The following is a 15,715-nucleotide window of genomic DNA, read 5'->3' on the forward strand; positions in this document are numbered from 1 at the left end:
AAAAGCTCGCGCCTGGTTCCAGCGGGCCGGTTAGAAACCGGTGCCCATCTGGAACTGGAAGCGCTCCAGGCGGTCCGTCGGCTTGGCGTTCAGCGGTTTGGCATAACTCAGTTTGAGCGGGCCCACCGGCGAAATCCAGCTGATCCCCAGGCCAGCAGAATAGCGCAATTGCGAAATACGCATTTTTTCGCCTTCCTGGTAGACCTGACCGCCATCGAGGAAACCGAACCAGCGCAGGCTGCGGTCATTGCCCGAACCGGGGAATGGCATCTGCAGTTCCGCGTTGCCGATCAGGCGCGACGCGCCGCCCAGGGCATCGTTGGTGCTCGGTTCGACCGCGCCCAGCGAGGAACTCAGGTAGCCGCGCACCGAACCGATGCCGCCGCCGTAGAAGTTCTTGAAGACCGGGTACACGTGTTTGCCGATGCCATGGCCGTAGTCGATCTCGCCCTTCAGCGCCAGGGTGACCTTGCTGAACAACGGACGGAAATACTGGTGCTCATAGATGGCACGGAAGTACTTCTGGTCGCCGATCAGGTCAGCCTCCAGGTTGACGCGCTGGTAGCGGCCGATCGATGGCGTCAGGGCGCTGTCACGGCTGTCGCGCTGCCATGCGGCCGTCAGCGGAATGGAATTGGTGGTAGCCGAACCGATGCCGTCGGACGGGCCGCCATTGTCGATCACGTACTGCTTGAAGCGGATCGGGCTGGTGATATCGGTCTCGATGCGCGAACGCTCGGCGCCAATACCGAAGAAGACGGTGTCGACTTCCGAGAACGGCACGCCGAAACTCACGCGGCCGCCGGTCTGCTTGATCTTGTAGCTGCCGATGTTCAGCGCCGGCGGTTCCGTCGTACGCAGGTAGACTTCGAAGCTGCGCGAAATGCCGTCGTCCGTGAAGTACGGATTGGTTTGCGAAAACGCAATGGTGCGGCTGTAATGGCTGGTATTGAGCTCGATACCCACCGTATTGCCGCTACCGGCGAAGTTGGCCTGCGAAATCGAGGCCGACAATGTGAATTTTTCCGATTGCGAGAACGCGCCGCCGATCAGGAAGTTACCTGTCGGTTTTTCCACCACCGTCACGTTGACGTCGACCTGGTCGGTCGTGCCCTGCGCTTCCGGCGTGTCGATGGTCACGTCCTTGAAATAGCCGAGGCGGTCGACGCGGTCGCGCGACAGCTTGATCTTGTTGCTGTCATACCAGGACGATTCGAACTGACGGAATTCGCGACGGATGACTTCATCGCGTGTAGTGGTGTTGCCGGCGATATTCATGTGGCGCACGTAGACGCGCTTGCCCGGATCGATGAAGAAGGTAAACCCCACTTCGTGCTTTTCGCGGTTGATCTCGGGATTGGCGTTGACGTTGGCAAACGCATAGCCGAACGTGGCCAGGCGGTCCTGAATGCGCTTGTTCGTGGCCGTCAGGCGCGCGCCCGAATAGATCTCGCCTTCGCGCATCAGGTTCAGGGCCTTCAGCTCTTCTTCGCGGCCGAACATCTCGCCTTCGAACTTGGTGCCGGAAACCTTGTACTTCTCGCCTTCGGTGATGTTGATCGTCAGGTAAATGTCTTTTTTATCAGGCGTGATCGACACCTGGGTCGAGTCGACCTGCATCTCGATGTAGCCGCGGTCCAGGTAGTAGGACTTGAGCGATTCGATATCGCCCGTCAGCTTGGTCTTCGAATACTGGTCGGCCTTGGTGTACCAGCTGAACCAGCCGCCCGTATTCAGGGCCAGCTGCTCGCGCAGCTCCTTGTCCGTGAAGGCCTTGTTGCCGACGATGTTGATCTGCTTGATGCGGGCCACGTCGCCCTCGTCGACGGCGAACACCACGTTGACGCGGTTGCGCTCGATCGGCGTGACGGTGGTGGTGATCTTCACGCCGTACAGGCCATGCGACAGGTACTGGCGCTTGAGTTCCTGTTCCGCGCGGTCGACGGACGCCTTATCGAAAATCTTCGCTTCACCGACGCCGATTTCCTTCAACGCCTTGACCAGCACGTCCTTTTCAAATTCCTTGGTACCGGTAAACTCCACGCTGGCGATGGCCGGGCGCTCCTCGACCAGCACCACCAGGACGTCGCCATCGGCTTCCAGGCGCACATCCTTGAACATGCCCGTCGCATACAGGGCCTTGATGGCGGCAACGCTCTTCTCGTCGGAGAACGTCTCGCCGACCCGCACCGGCAGGTAGGCAAAGACGGTGCCTGCTTCGGTACGCTGGATCCCTTCGACCCGGATGTCCTTGACAGTGAACGGCTGGACGGCCAGCGCGTGGCCGGAACAGAAGGCCATGACGGCAGCGCCGATCAGGCTGCGGCGAAAGGAAGGCAAGGCAAAACGAGCAGAATGTAATTTCATTGGGGTTATTCAATGGTAAATCAATGGACAACATACACAAAAGATTGCTTGTGCGACTCATTCAAAGGCATCAACCATCGCCTTAATTGATCAGCCGCAATACGTCATTAAAGACGGCAAGCACCATCAAGGTCAGCAACAGACCGATCCCCAGGCGCTGGGCAACCTCGCCTACGCGTTCCGGCACGGGGCGTCCGGTCAAAACTTCCAGCGAATAATACAGCAAATGCCCGCCATCCAGAACAGGAATGGGTAGCAAATTCATCACGCCCAGACTGATACTGATGAAGGCGATGAAGCTCAGGTAGCTTACCAGGCCGATGCGCGCCGTCTGGCCCGCGTAGTCGGCGATGGTAATGGGTCCCGTCACATTCTTCAGCGAAACCTGGCCGGTGATCATTTTACCCAGCATTTTCAGGCTCATGGCACTGGTGTCCCAGACCTTGACTGCAGCCTTGCCGACAGCGGAAAACGGTCCGGACGCCACAACGATCATATCCGGCACCTGCCCCAGCTTTGCCTGGATCTTACCAACTGTTACAGCTCCCCCTGCACTGCTGGCCTGGACGGCGTCCGGCGTGATGGACAGGGTCAGGCCTTGCCCATTACGCAACAGTTGCAACTGCAAGGTCTGGCCCGGCGCCCGGCTCAGGGTATCGATGATGGCGCCCACGTCGTGCATGGACTTGCCGTCGATGGCCAGGATCTGGTCGTTCTTCTGCAGGCCGGCGCGCGCGGCGGCGCCACCGGGCACGATTTCCATCATGGTGGGCGCGGAACGGGCCAGGGTCAGGCCCAGCTTGCCCAGCACATCGCCTTCCAGGTCCGTTTCCGTCAGGCTATCCGTCGGCAAGCTGGCCTGTTGCGCGCCGCGGTCGGGGCGGCGCACGTCGATGCGGGCCGGCTGCTTGTCGAGCGCGGCCTGGATCAGTTGCCAGCGCAGCTCGGACCAGCTGGCCACGGGCTTGCCGTTCACGGCATCGACGGTGTCGCCGCTGCGCAGGCCGGCCATATAGGCAGCGGTCTGTTCGGCAACGGGACCGAGCTTGCTGGACGGCTCTTCGATGCCGTACATGAACAGGCCCGCATACAGCACGATGGCGACGAGGAAATTGGCCAGCGGGCCAGCGGCTACGATGGCGATGCGGCGCCACACGCTCTGGCGCGTGAATTCACGGCGCAATTCGCTTTCCGGCAAGTCACTGAGGTCCTGGGCGCGGCTGTCGAGCATGCTTACATAGCCGCCCAGCGGCAGCGCGGAAATCGCCCATTCCGTTTGATCCTTGCCAAACTTGCGCGAATACACCACTTTGCCCATGCCGATGGAGAAACGCAGCACCTTCACGCCGCACCAGCGCGCCACCAGATAGTGGCCCAGCTCGTGCAGGGTGATCAGCGACCCGAGCGCGACGATAAACGCCAGCAAGGTGGTAATGAGCGTCATGCGGCCAGCCTGCCGGCGATGTACGTCTGTGCCGCCACACGGGCCAGGCGGTCCTGCTCCATCACCGCTTCGATGCTGGAGGCGGCGCCGTGCGGCACCGCCTCGATCACGTGGGCGATGACCTGATCGATCTGGCGGAAGCCGATCTGCGCGTCAAGAAACGCCTGCACGGCCACCTCATTGGCCGCGTTCAGCAGGGCCGGTGCCGTGCCGCCCGCGCGCAAGGCGTCAAACGCCAGCGCCAGGCAGGGGAAACGGCGGAAATCGGGACGTTCGAACTGCAAGGTGGCCACTTGCGCCAGGTCAAGCTGCGCCACGCCGGAGGCGATACGCTGAGGGTACGCCAGCGCATGCGCGATCGGCGTGCGCATGTCCGGATTGCCCAGTTGGGCCAGCACGGAACCGTCGATGTAAGACACCATCGAATGGATCACGCTTTGCGGGTGGATCAGCACCTCGATCTGCTCGGCCGGGGCGCCGAACAGCCAGTGCGCCTCGATCACTTCCAGCCCCTTGTTCATCATCGTGGCCGAATCGACGGAAATCTTGCGCCCCATGGCCCAGGTCGGATGCTTGCATGCCTGGTCCGGCGTCACCTGGTCGAGCGTTTCGACGTCGCGCGTAAGGAAGGGACCGCCGGAAGCCGTCAGCACGACCTTCGCCACGCCGGCGGCGCCAGGTGCGCGGCCATAGCCATGCGGCAGGCACTGGAAGATGGCATTGTGCTCGCTGTCGATCGGCAGCAGCACGGCGCCATTGTCGTGCACGGCGTCCATGAACAGCTGGCCGGACATGACCAGCGCCTCTTTATTGGCCAGCAGCACTTTCTTGCCGGCGCGCGCCGCCGCCAGGGTGGGCGCCAGGCCGGCCGCGCCGACGATGGCCGCCATCACGCCTGTCACTTGCGGGGCGCTGGCGATGGCGCACAGGGCCTCCACGCCATACGCGACTTCGGTGGACACGCCCAGCCCGCGCAGCAAGCGCGTCAGCTCAAGGGCGGCGGCGGCCGTGGCGACGACGGCGCGCTGTGGCCGAAATTGCAGGCACTGGGCGGCCAGTTCGGCCACGCGGCTGTGGGCGCTCAGCGCATACACGCTGTACTGTTCAGGATGACGCGCGAGCACGTCCAGCGTAGACACGCCGATCGAGCCGGTGGCGCCAAGGATGGTGATGTATTGCATGGAAATTTCCTTAAAGCCAACTGGCCACGAGGGCGGCAAATGGCAGGACCGGGATCAACGCATCGATACGGTCGAGTACGCCACCGTGGCCGGGCAGCAGCTTGCTGCTGTCCTTGATGCCCGCGCGGCGCTTCAATTGGGATTCGAACAGGTCGCCCACGATGCTGGCGGCGACGAGCACCAGCAACACCAGCAAGGTCACCAGCGACCCGCGGCGCAATTGCAGCTGCACGGCAAAGGTATCCTGCAGCACCGGCAGCGATGGCGCGGCCACGATGGTGATGGCGGCAATGACCAGTACGGCGATGCCGCCGCCGATGGCGCCCTCCCAGGATTTACCTGGGGAAATACTTGGCGCCAGCTTGCGCTTGCCGAAGGCCTTGCCCGAGAAATAGGCGCCGATGTCGGCGATCCAGACCAGGGCCATCACGGACAGCAGATACAGGGGGCTATGCAGGAACAGGGCAATGATGGCGACGAAGCAGCCGACGATGGTCACCGGGTACACCAGGCTGAGCAAGGTATTGCCCAGGCCTTCCGTCGGTGGCAAGCCCGTCGCCAGCGACGGCACGAAGCGGATCAGCCAGATGGCCACGCACAGGGCGAACCAGAAATTGAGCTGCGCCATGCCATTGCCGACAAAAAAAGTATACGCGAAGGCGGCGGTCCAGACGGCAGCGATCAGCAGCGCCTGGCGATTTTTGAAGATACGGAAGCTTTCCCAGACGGCGGCGCCGAAGAACGCCGTGACGATCACGGCGAAAGCGGGAAAATAATTCAGATACAGAACCGGCAGCAAGACCGCCAACAAGACCAGGGCGGTGATTATCCGTGTTTTCAGCATCAGTTTGTCTTTTCAGTTAATTGCGCGCTGGTACGGCCAAAACGCCGTTCGCGCTGCTGGTAAGACGCGATTGCCGCGTCGAGGCTGTCGACATTGAAGTCGGGCCAGAAAGTCTCGGTGAAAAACAGCTCAGTGTACGCCAGTTGCCACAACAGGAAATTGGAAATGCGCTGCTCGCCGCCCGTGCGGATGAACAGGTCGGGCTCAGGCGCGTAGGCCATGGCCAGGTGGGGCGCCAGTTGCTCTTCGGTGTAAGCATGGCCGGCAGGCTGGCCGTTGGCGGCAGCCTCGGCGCTCATTTTATTGACAGCCTGCATGATGTCCCAGCGGCCGCCATAGTTGGCGCAGATGGTCACCGTCAGGCGCGTATTGCCTGCCGTCTTGCGTTCGGCATCGGCGATCAGGGCTTGCAACTGTTCATTAAAGCGCGACAAATCGCCCACCACCTTCAGGCGGATGTCATTGGCGTGCATCTTGGCCACTTCGCGTTCCAGCATGGTGACGAACAGGCGCATCAGCATCGACACCTCTTCTTCGGGGCGGCGCCAGTTTTCCGAGCTGAAGGCAAACAGGGTCAGGTACTCGACACCGCGTTCGAGACACGTCTCGACGACACCGCGCACGGCGTCGGCGCCCTTGACGTGGCCGGCCACGCGGGGCAGGAAACGTTTGGTTGCCCAGCGGCCATTGCCATCCATAATGATTGCCACATGGCGCGGCACCGTGCCCACCTCGGGTACTGCCGTTGTCGAACTCGAATAGATCATGAAAACACTAATGCCAAAAATAAAAGATAACTATTATGCGCCAAATAGCGCTGCCCGGAAAAGCCATGCTTTTCCGGGCAGCGTCAAGGGGGCAGAAAACTAGACCGTCAGCACTTCTTTTTCTTTGTCGACCACCATCTTGTCGATGTCGGCGATAAACTTGTCCGTCAGCTTCTGCACTTCTTCCGACGAGCGGCGCTCGTCGTCCTCGGAACAGGCTTTTTCCTTGACCAGTTTTTTCAGCGACTCGTTCGCATCGCGGCGAATGTTACGCACAGCAATCTTCGCGTCTTCCGCTTCGCTCTTGACCAGCTTGACCATTTCCTTGCGACGCTCTTCCGTCAGCGGCGGCGTCGGTACGCGGATCAGGTCGCCCTGTGCCGACGGGTTCAGACCCAGGTCGGCGTCGCGGATGGCTTTCTCGATGGTGCTGGCCATCTTCTTTTCGTACGGCTGCACGCCGATGGTGCGCGCGTCGATCAGGGTCACGTTGGCCACCTGGGTCAGCGCCGTCGGCGAACCGTAGTACTCGACCATCACGTGGTCCAGGATACCCGTATGGGCACGGCCGGTACGCACCTTGGCCAGATCGGCCTTCAGTGTTTCCAGCGACTTCGCCATGCGTTCCTGGGCATTCTTTTTAACGTCAGCTAAGGACATGCTGCTCTCCTGTGGTAGCGCCTGCCAAAACCTGCTGCGCGTCGGCACAGGCGGCTTGCGATGCTCACCGTACTTCGGTACGGTTGCGCGTCTCGGCCACCTCTTCCTTCCGCTCGCGACGGTTTTGTCAGGCGTTGTTAATGTTAATGAATCTTGAAATTACTACTAATACTAATTTAGACGTGAACCAAAGTACCTTCGTCTTCACCGAGAATCACACGCATCAGCGCGCCGGGCTTGGTGATCGAAAACACTTTAATTGGCAGTTTCTGGTCGCGGCACAGGGCGAATGCGGTGGCGTCCATCACTTGCAGGTGCTTGGCGATGGCGTCGTCGAAGGTAATCGTGTGGAACAGGGTGGCGTTCGGATCCTTCTTCGGATCGGCCGTGTAGACGCCGTCGACCTTGGTGGCCTTCAGGACGATCTCGGCGCTGATCTCGGAACCGCGCAGGGCGGCTGCCGTGTCGGTGGTGAAGAATGGATTGCCGGTACCGGCGGCGAAAACCACCACTTTACCTTCTTCCAGGTATTGCAGGGCTTTCGGACGGACGTAAGGCTCGACCACTTGCTCGATGCCGATGGCCGACATGACGCGCGCGGTGATGCCGACATGGCGCATGGCATCGGCCAGGGCCAGGGCGTTCATCACGGTGGCAAGCATGCCCATGTAGTCGGCGGTGGCACGGTCCATGCCTTGCGCGCCAGGCGCAACGCCGCGGAAGATATTGCCGCCGCCAATCACGATTGCCAGTTCCACACCCAACTTTGCCACCTCGGCCACATCGGCCACCATGCGCTCGATCGTGGCGCGGTTGATGCCGTAGGGATCATCACCCATCAGGGCTTCGCCGGACAACTTGAGGAGGACGCGCTTGTAGGCTGGTTTTGACATGAGCTGGGGCTCCATAAATGAGGTTATTCGAGTATGACATGGCGCAGCGCCTTGCAGCGCCGGATAGGCGGGAGGAAGCTGCCCATGCCGCCGCCCGGCACGACAGGTGCGGGCGGGCCAAAAAAACGGGCCTCTCGGCCCGCTTTACTTACGCTCCCTGGGAGGCAGCCATCTGTGCTGCAACTTCTGCTGCGAAGTCGTCTTGCTTCTTCTCAATGCCCTCGCCTACTACGTACATGGCGAAACCCTTGACGCTGGTGTTAGCCGCCTTCAGCATTTGCTCAACCGACAGCTTGTCGTTTTTCACGAAAGCCTGGTTCAGCAGGGACACTTCCTTCAGGTATTTCTGTACGGAACCTTCCAGGCGCTTGGCCAGGATTTCCGGCGATTGGGCTGGCTTGCCTTCGGCGGCCGCTTTGGCTGCGTCTTCTTCAGCTTTCAGTTGTGCAACCGAACGCTCTTTTTCGATCAGTTCCGCTGGAACTTGTTCCGACGACAGCGACACTGGCTTCATGGCAGCGATGTGCATGGCCACGTCCTTGCCTACTTGCTCATCGGCGCCGTCGAACTCGACGATCACGCCAATGCGCGAGCCGTGCAGGTACGAAGCCAGCTTGGCGCTGGTTTCGAAACGCTGGAAGCGGCGGATGGTCATGTTTTCGCCGATTTTGCCGATCAGGGCAGCGCGCACGTCTTCCAGGGTCTTGCCGTCGAGTGGCAGGGCCAGCAGGGCAGCTACGTCAGCCGGGTTGTGTTCCGCTACCAGACGGGCAGCGTTATTGGCCAGTGCCAGGAAATCGTCGTTTTTTGCAACGAAGTCGGTTTCCGAGTTCACTTCGACCAGGGCGCCTACGCCGTTGGCGATGTAGGTTGCCACGACGCCTTCAGCGGTGATGCGTGCCGATGCTTTCGATGCCTTGCCGCCCAGTTTGACGCGCAGGATCTCTTCCGCACGCGCCATGTCGCCATCGGCTTCGGTCAGTGCTTTTTTGCATTCCATCATTGGTGCGTCGGTTTTGCCGCGCAATTCGCCTACCATCGCTGCTGTAATCGCTGCCATGTGTTTCTCCTGATTCGGTGAGTCGATAGTCGCGGCCGGGCATGCATGCCTCGCCAGCGGTCACTATCGTTTTTTTGTTAAAAAAAAGGGGGAGCTGCTGCCACCCCTTTTCCCTTACTGCTGTGCTTACAAACGGCTATCCTGCGACAGCCTGGCCATTAAGCCTGTTCGTTAACTTCGACGAATTCGTCGCCAGCGGCTGCTTTAACCATTTCAACAACTTCGTTACCGGCAGCTGCACGGCCTTCGATGATTGCATCAGCAACACCGCGAGCGTACAACATGATGGCTTTCGAGGAGTCATCGTTACCTGGGATCACGAAGTTCACGCCTTCTGGGGAGTGGTTGGTATCGACAACGCCGATGACCGGGATACCCAGCTTGGCCGCTTCGGTGATCGCGCCCTTGTGGTAGCCGACGTCCACAACGAAGATTGCGTCAGGAACGCCGCCCATGTCCTTGATGCCGCCGATCGATTTTTGCAGCTTGATCATTTCGCGGGAGAACATCAGCGCTTCTTTTTTCGACAGCTTCTCGATCGAACCGTCTTCGACCATCGCTTCCATGTCCTTCAGGCGCTTGATCGAGGTTTTGATCGTCTTGAAGTTGGTCAGCATGCCGCCCAACCAACGTTGATCAACGAAAGGCACGCCAGCGCGCTGTGCTTCAGCAGCGATGATTTCGCGAGCTTGGCGCTTGGTGCCAACCATCAGGATGGTGCCACGGTTTGCAGCCAGTTGACGCACGTGCTTCATTGCGTCCTGGTACATCGCCATGGTTTTTTCCAGGTTGATGATGTGGATCTTGTTGCGATGGCCGAAGATGAACGGTGCCATTTTTGGATTCCAAAAACGGGTTTGGTGACCAAAGTGGACACCGGCTTCCAGCATTTCGCGCATTGTTACGGACATTATTAACTCCAGGGTTGGGTCTGGAATCCGATCAGTCACCATACAGGCACCCTTGTCGACCGGATTCGCGTGTTTATATAAATTAAAGACACTGTTTTACTACATTGCTTAAAAGAGAATTCAAGCAACCCGGGATTCTACACTGAAATGCCCATTGCATCAAGTCCGCAGCACAAATCGCGCGCATGGGGCAAGCCGGCATTGCACCACGCTGGTGCAAGCCGTGCCCATTAAGTGGTTTGCCGCAGAAATCGCCGGCCTGCCCCAGGATGGAGGCGGCGGATACAGGGCGCCTCGTTTATAATTTCGGCATATTTGCAGACTTTTCCTCATACGCTGAGATTCGTCTGTGCTTTTCACTTGAATATCTTGCAGATTGCGAATTACATCATGTCCACCATCCGTATCAATTCCGCCGCCGACATCGAAGGCATGCGCGTAGCCGGCAAGCTCGGCGCTGAAGTGCTCGACTACATCACGCCCTTCGTCAAGGCGGGCGTCACGACGGGCGAACTGGACCGCCTGTGCCACGAATACATGGTCAACGTGCAGGGCACCATCCCTGCGCCGCTGAACTATTGCCCGCCGGGCTACACGCCTTACCCCAAGGCCATCTGCACCTCCGTCAACGACGTCATCTGCCACGGCATTCCGGGCGACAAGGTCCTGAAAAGCGGCGATTCCGTCAACCTCGACATCACCGTCATCAAGGATGGCTACCACGGCGACAACAGCCGCATGTTCCTCGTCGGCACGCCGACCATCCTGGCCAAGCGCCTGTCGGAAATCACCTATGAATGCATGTGGCTGGGAATCGACCAGATCAAGCCGGGCGCCCACCTGGGCGACATCGGCCATGCGATCCAGCAACATGCGGAAAAAGCCGGCTACAGCGTGGTGCGCGAATTCTGCGGCCACGGCATCGGCAAGGTCTTCCATGAAGAACCACAAGTGTTGCATTATGGCAAACCTGGCACCCTGGAGCGACTGGAAGCGGGCATGATCTTTACCGTGGAACCGATGATCAACGCGGGCCGCCGCGAAATCCGCGAAATGAATGACGGCTGGACCATCAAGACCAAGGACCGCAGCCTGTCGGCGCAGTGGGAACACACGGTGCTGGTGACGGAAACGGGCTATGAAGTGCTGACCGTGTCGCCCGGCATGCCGCCGCCACCGGCCTTGATCCTGAACAAGGCTTGATTCTTTAATTACACGCAACGCCACCCAGGGCCCAGATGAAAAAGCAAGTTCGGGAACAGCTGAAGCAGCAACTGAAAGCCGACCGCCAGGTCGTCATCGCCGCCTTCCACGCCGACGGCAAGCCTGAAAAACTGCTGCGCAGCCTGCGCCACAGCGTCGACGGCGTGCTGGCGCGCGCCTGGCAGGAAGCGGGACTGCCGCCCGGCACGGCCCTGGTGGGCGTGGGCGGCTACGGCCGCGGCGAACTGTTTCCGTATTCCGACGTCGACCTGCTGATCCTGCTGCAGCAGGCGCCCGATGCGGCCACGCAGGAAAAGCTCGAGGAACTGGTGCAGCTGCTGTGGGACCTGGGCCTGGAAATCGGCCACAGCATCCGCACCGTCGACGAATGCATGGTGGAATCGAAAGCCGACATCACTGTGCAGACGAGCCTGCTCGAAGCGCGCCTTGTCTGCGGCAACGCGGAGCTGTTCGCGCAATTGCAGCAACGCTATGACGCGGCGATGGACGCGCAGGCATTTTTCCAGGCAAAAACGGCGGAGATGCGCCAGCGCCACGCCAAGTATGAAGACACGGCCTTCAGCCTGGAGCCGAACTGCAAGGAAAGCCCGGGCGGCCTGCGCGACCTGCAGGTGATCCTGTGGGTGGCCAAGGCAGCCGGCCTGGCCAATTCCTGGCGCACCCTGGCCACGGGCGGCCTGATCACCCTGACGGAAGCGCGCCAGCTGATGGAAAAGGAGCGCGCCTTCAAGGATATCCGCGTGCGCCTGCACCTGCACGCAGGGCGGCGCGAAGACCGCCTCGTGTTCGACGTGCAGACGGCCATCGCCGAATCGCTGGGCTTGCAAGCGACGGGCAGCGGACCGCACATGCGCCGCGCCAGCGAATTCCTCATGCAACGCTATTACTGGGCCGCCAAGACCGTAACCCAGCTCAACACGATTTTGCTGCAAAACATCGAGGCGCGGCTGTTTCCGCAAGACGATGTGGCCGTGCCCATCAACGAGCGCTTCAATGAAGTCAATGGCTTGATCGATATCAGTACCGACGATACGTTTGAGCAATATCCTTCGGCCATGCTGGAAATTTTTGTCCTGATGACGGAGCGCCCGGCCCTGAAGGGCATGACGTCGCGCGCCACGCGGGCCCTGTGGCACGAGCGCTTCAAGATCGACGCGGCCTTCCGCCAGGACCCCGTCAACCGCACCCTCTTCCTGCGCATCATGCAGGCGCCCGTGGGCATCATCCACGCGCTGCGGCGCATGAACGAGATGAGCATCCTCGGGCGCTACCTGCCGAATTTCCGCCGCATCGTGGGACAGATGCAGCACGACCTGTTCCACGTGTACACGGTCGACCAGCATATTCTGATGGTGGTGCGCAACATGCGCCGCTTCACCATGAGCGAACATGCGCACGAATACCCGTTCTGCAGCCAGCTGATGGCCGATTTCTCGCAATCGTGGCTGCTGTACGTGGCCGCCCTGTTCCACGACATCGCCAAGGGCCGCGGCGGCGACCACTCGAAGCTGGGCGTGGCCGACGCCACCCAGTTCTGCCAGGACCACGGCCTGTCCGGCGAAGACACGGAACTCGTGGCTTTCTTGGTGGAAAATCACCTGACCATGTCGCAAGTGGCGCAAAAGCAGGACCTGTCCGACCCGGACGTTATCGCCGCCTTTGCGAAAGTGGTCAAGGACGAGCGCCACCTGACGGGGCTATACCTGCTGACAGTGGCCGACATCCGCGGCACCAGCCCGAAAGTGTGGAACGCCTGGAAGGGCAAGCTGCTGGAAGACCTGTACAAGATCACCCTGCGCGTGCTGGGCGGCGAGCCGCACACGGCCGACCGCGAACTGAAGAACCGCCAGCAGGAAGCGCTGGCCACCCTGCGCCTGTACGGGCTGCCGCCGGACGCCCATTTAAAGCTGTGGCAGCAGCTGGACGTGGCGTATTTCCTGCGCCACGACGCCTCCGACATCGCCTGGCAGACGCGCTCGCTGTACGACAAGCTCGACAGCAAGTTGCCGGTGGTAAAATGCCGGCTGGCGCCCATCGGCGAAGGCTTGCAGGTGGCCGTCTACATCCCCGACCAGCCGGACCTGTTCGCGCGCATCTGCAGCTATTTCGACCGCAAGAACTTCAGCATCCTCGACGCGAAGATCCATACGACGAAAAATGGCTATGCGCTCGACACCTTCCTCGTCACGGAACAGAACTTCGCCAAGAGCTACCGCGACATCATCAGCCTGATCGAGCATGAGCTGGGCGAGCTGCTGCAGTCGCAAGCGCCGCTGCCGCCGCCAGGCAAGGGCCGGCTGTCGCGCCTGTCGCGCACCTTCCCCTTCCAGCCGACCGTCGACTTGCGGCCCGATGAAAAGGGCCAGTATTACCTGCTGTCGGTGGCCGCCAACGACCGCACGGGCTTGCTGTACTCGATCGCCAACGTGCTGACCAAGTACCGCATCAACCTGCACACGGCCAAAATCATGACCCTGGGCGAACGGGTCGAAGACGTCTTCCTCGTCGACGGCCCCTCGCTCAACAACGCCCGCAACCAGATCTTGCTGGAAACCGATTTACTCGATGCGCTGAAGGTATGACCATTCCGCGCAGCGCCTCCCCTTATTGATTTAGTGAAACACAGACCATGACCGAAGAATTATTACGCTTGTCCAAACGCATGTCCGAACTGGGCCTGTGCTCGCGCCGCGAAGCCGACGAATGGATCGCGCGCGGCTGGGTCCGCGTAGATGGCAAAGTGGTGTCTGAGCTGGGCAGCAAGGTCTACCCCAGCCAGAAAGTCACCGTGGAACGCCAGGCGGCGGCCGAACAATCGAAGCGCGTTACCGTGCTCATCAACAAGCCCGTCGGCTACGTCAGCGGCCAGGCCGAAGACGGCTACACGCCCGCCGTGGCCCTGATCAAGGCGGAAAACCGCTGGGCGGAAGACCGCAGCCCGGAACAGTTCCACCCGACCCAGCTGCGCAGCCTGGTGGCCGCCGGCCGCCTGGACATCGATTCCGTCGGCTTGCTGGTCCTGACGCAGGATGGGCGCGTGGCCAAGCAGCTGATCGGCCACGATACCGATATCGACAAGGAATACCTGGTGCGCGTCAGCTACACCAAGGGCGGCACCCTGCCCGACAGCGACTTGAAAAAACTCAACCACGGTCTGTGGCTGGACGGCAAACCCTTGCTGCCTGCCAAGGTGCGCTGGCAGAATGAGGACCAGCTGAGTTTCACTTTGCGCGAAGGCAAGAAACGCCAGATCCGCCGCATGTGCGAAGCCGTCGGCCTGAAGGTGCTGGGTCTCAAGCGCGTGCGCATCGGCAAGGTCAAGCTGGGCGACCTGCCGACGGGCCAATGGCGCTACCTGAGCGCGGACGAGCAGTTTTAAGCTTGCCAGGATCTGTTTTCAGCAAGCAAGGAAAATAGTGCGGTAAAGGCAATTATTGTAATTTGTTTAGCAAATATTGCCCTGAACCTATACACTATTCCCCATTAGAAATTACAAGAGATACGCCGTCGTGAACGATCCCATTCCTAATCCCCTGCGCAAAGGTGCGCCCAGCCTGGCCGACGTGGCCGAGCCGATGGAGCCCGGCACCAAGCCGCACCACATGAGCGATCCGTGGGATATCGGTGAAACCCTGTGCAGCCTGGCTGATAACGGCGACGCCATTTCCATCTATCCCACCGACGGAGACGACGTCATCATGGCGCGCATCCTGTCCGTCGACGACGACTTGCCGCAATTCGTGCTGGAACTCAATGAAGGCGCCACCTTGCCCGAAGGCGGCGCCACCTTCGTGTCCTGGGTACAAAGCGCCAAGCTGCAATTCACCATCAACGGCGAATGGCAAGCCTATCCCGAGCGGCCCAACGTCTACCTGACGAACTTCCCCAGCCATTGCCTGGTGCTGGAGCGGCGCGAATCGACGCGCCTGGAAACGCCGCTGGGCGTGTACTACCTGGCTGCCTTCGTGCTCGAAGGCCGTCCGTACGAATTGCAGCTGTATGATTTCTCCGCCGGCGGCATCGGCATGCGTGCCCACCCGCGCGACACGGTAGGCCTGTACGTGGGCCGCAAGCTGTCGCGCGTGCGGCTGGAGCTGGGGCCGGACAAGGTCATGATCGCCGACCTGGAAATCCGTTTGTCGCGCACCTTCCGCTCCTTCCTGCTCGGTGAACAGGTACAGATCGGCTGCCGCTTCCTGAACCTGACGGACACGATGCGCGAAGAATTGAAAAACTTGCTCGACAACCTGGGCAGCAGCCGCAAGGTGCGTTAGTTTTGCAGATTTGCTTCAGGCATAAAAAATGGCCGCCCAGCTGATGCTGCGCGGCCATTTTTCTACTCATTCACTGCTACCGCCAGCAAC

Annotated in this window: 13 protein-coding genes; 4 read left to right on the forward strand and 9 right to left on the reverse strand. The window is 60.6% G+C overall.

Features of this window, described 5'->3' with window-relative positions; translation table 11 throughout:
- Positions 1–30: 30 nt before the first annotated feature.
- The 9 genes from bamA to rpsB all read right to left on the reverse strand — a co-directional run bounded on the left by bamA (position 31) and on the right by rpsB (position 10,127).
- Positions 31–2,367 (reverse strand): outer membrane protein assembly factor BamA, encoded by a 2,337-nt coding sequence (gene bamA / locus CBW50_RS09090; RefSeq protein ID WP_086145230.1) that lies wholly within the window; start codon positions 2,365–2,367, stop codon positions 31–33.
- Between the two features lie 82 nt (positions 2,368–2,449).
- Complete coding sequence (gene rseP / locus CBW50_RS09095) at positions 2,450–3,811, reverse strand: RIP metalloprotease RseP (protein WP_086145231.1); 1,362 nt, start codon at positions 3,809–3,811, stop codon at positions 2,450–2,452.
- Complete coding sequence (gene ispC, locus CBW50_RS09100; RefSeq protein ID WP_086145232.1) at positions 3,808–4,992, reverse strand: 1-deoxy-D-xylulose-5-phosphate reductoisomerase; 1,185 nt, start codon at positions 4,990–4,992, stop codon at positions 3,808–3,810. Before ispC ends, rseP begins: the two co-directional genes overlap by 4 nt.
- Before the next feature lie 10 nt (positions 4,993–5,002).
- Entirely contained in the window at positions 5,003–5,836 is an 834-nt protein-coding gene (locus CBW50_RS09105) for a phosphatidate cytidylyltransferase (protein WP_086145233.1), read from the reverse strand.
- On the reverse strand, positions 5,836–6,603 hold the full coding sequence (gene uppS / locus CBW50_RS09110) for a polyprenyl diphosphate synthase (RefSeq protein WP_086145234.1): 768 nt from the start codon (positions 6,601–6,603) through the stop codon (positions 5,836–5,838). Before uppS ends, CBW50_RS09105 begins: the two co-directional genes overlap by 1 nt.
- A 99-nt stretch (positions 6,604–6,702) precedes the next feature.
- Entirely contained in the window at positions 6,703–7,263 is a 561-nt protein-coding gene (frr, locus tag CBW50_RS09115) for a ribosome recycling factor (protein ID WP_076569771.1), read from the reverse strand.
- Between the two features lie 176 nt (positions 7,264–7,439).
- Entirely contained in the window at positions 7,440–8,156 is a 717-nt protein-coding gene (gene pyrH / locus CBW50_RS09120) for a UMP kinase (RefSeq protein WP_076569768.1), read from the reverse strand.
- A 148-nt stretch (positions 8,157–8,304) separates the two neighbouring features.
- Positions 8,305–9,216, reverse strand: coding sequence for a translation elongation factor Ts (gene tsf, locus CBW50_RS09125; protein ID WP_086145235.1), 912 nt, complete (start codon positions 9,214–9,216; stop codon positions 8,305–8,307).
- 158 nt (positions 9,217–9,374) lie between these two features.
- Positions 9,375–10,127 (reverse strand): 30S ribosomal protein S2, encoded by a 753-nt coding sequence (gene rpsB / locus CBW50_RS09130; protein ID WP_086145236.1) that lies wholly within the window; start codon positions 10,125–10,127, stop codon positions 9,375–9,377.
- A gap of 390 nt (positions 10,128–10,517) precedes the next feature.
- On the opposite strand from rpsB, the gene map reads away from it, so the two are divergent.
- From map to CBW50_RS09150, 4 genes are all read left to right on the forward strand, one after another.
- Positions 10,518–11,330, forward strand: a complete 813-nt coding sequence (gene map, locus CBW50_RS09135) for a type I methionyl aminopeptidase (protein ID WP_086145262.1) — start codon at positions 10,518–10,520, stop codon at positions 11,328–11,330.
- Positions 11,331–11,365: 35 nt separating this feature from the next.
- Complete coding sequence (locus CBW50_RS09140; RefSeq protein WP_086145237.1) at positions 11,366–13,933, forward strand: [protein-PII] uridylyltransferase; 2,568 nt, start codon at positions 11,366–11,368, stop codon at positions 13,931–13,933.
- A 47-nt stretch (positions 13,934–13,980) separates the two neighbouring features.
- Positions 13,981–14,730, forward strand: coding sequence for a pseudouridine synthase (locus tag CBW50_RS09145; RefSeq protein WP_086145238.1), 750 nt, complete (start codon positions 13,981–13,983; stop codon positions 14,728–14,730).
- Positions 14,731–14,860: 130 nt separating this feature from the next.
- Positions 14,861–15,625: a PilZ domain-containing protein gene (locus CBW50_RS09150; RefSeq protein ID WP_086145239.1), complete on the forward strand. Its 765-nt coding sequence runs from the start codon at positions 14,861–14,863 to the stop codon at positions 15,623–15,625.
- The last annotated feature ends 90 nt before the right edge of the window (positions 15,626–15,715 follow it).

This window comes from Janthinobacterium sp. GW458P, from assembly GCF_002127585.1.
Classification (GTDB): domain Bacteria; phylum Pseudomonadota; class Gammaproteobacteria; order Burkholderiales; family Burkholderiaceae_D; genus Janthinobacterium.

Bases quoted from the DNA above. Each gene is read 5' to 3' on its own strand.
- rseP (WP_086145231.1), bottom strand. From the start codon at position 3,811: ATGACGCTCATTACCACCTTGCTGGCGTTTATCGTCGCGCTCGGGTCG.
- CBW50_RS09140 (WP_086145237.1), top strand. From the start codon at position 11,366: ATGAAAAAGCAAGTTCGGGAACAGCTGAAGCAGCAACTGAAAGCCGAC.
- ispC (WP_086145232.1), bottom strand. From the start codon at position 4,992: ATGCAATACATCACCATCCTTGGCGCCACCGGCTCGATCGGCGTGTCT.
- map (WP_086145262.1), top strand. From the start codon at position 10,518: ATGTCCACCATCCGTATCAATTCCGCCGCCGACATCGAAGGCATGCGC.
- uppS (WP_086145234.1), bottom strand. From the start codon at position 6,603: ATGATCTATTCGAGTTCGACAACGGCAGTACCCGAGGTGGGCACGGTG.
- bamA (WP_086145230.1), bottom strand. From the start codon at position 2,367: ATGAAATTACATTCTGCTCGTTTTGCCTTGCCTTCCTTTCGCCGCAGC.
- frr (WP_076569771.1), bottom strand. From the start codon at position 7,263: ATGTCCTTAGCTGACGTTAAAAAGAATGCCCAGGAACGCATGGCGAAG.
- rpsB (WP_086145236.1), bottom strand. From the start codon at position 10,127: ATGTCCGTAACAATGCGCGAAATGCTGGAAGCCGGTGTCCACTTTGGT.
- CBW50_RS09105 (WP_086145233.1), bottom strand. From the start codon at position 5,836: ATGCTGAAAACACGGATAATCACCGCCCTGGTCTTGTTGGCGGTCTTG.
- tsf (WP_086145235.1), bottom strand. From the start codon at position 9,216: ATGGCAGCGATTACAGCAGCGATGGTAGGCGAATTGCGCGGCAAAACC.
- pyrH (WP_076569768.1), bottom strand. From the start codon at position 8,156: ATGTCAAAACCAGCCTACAAGCGCGTCCTCCTCAAGTTGTCCGGCGAA.
- CBW50_RS09145 (WP_086145238.1), top strand. From the start codon at position 13,981: ATGACCGAAGAATTATTACGCTTGTCCAAACGCATGTCCGAACTGGGC.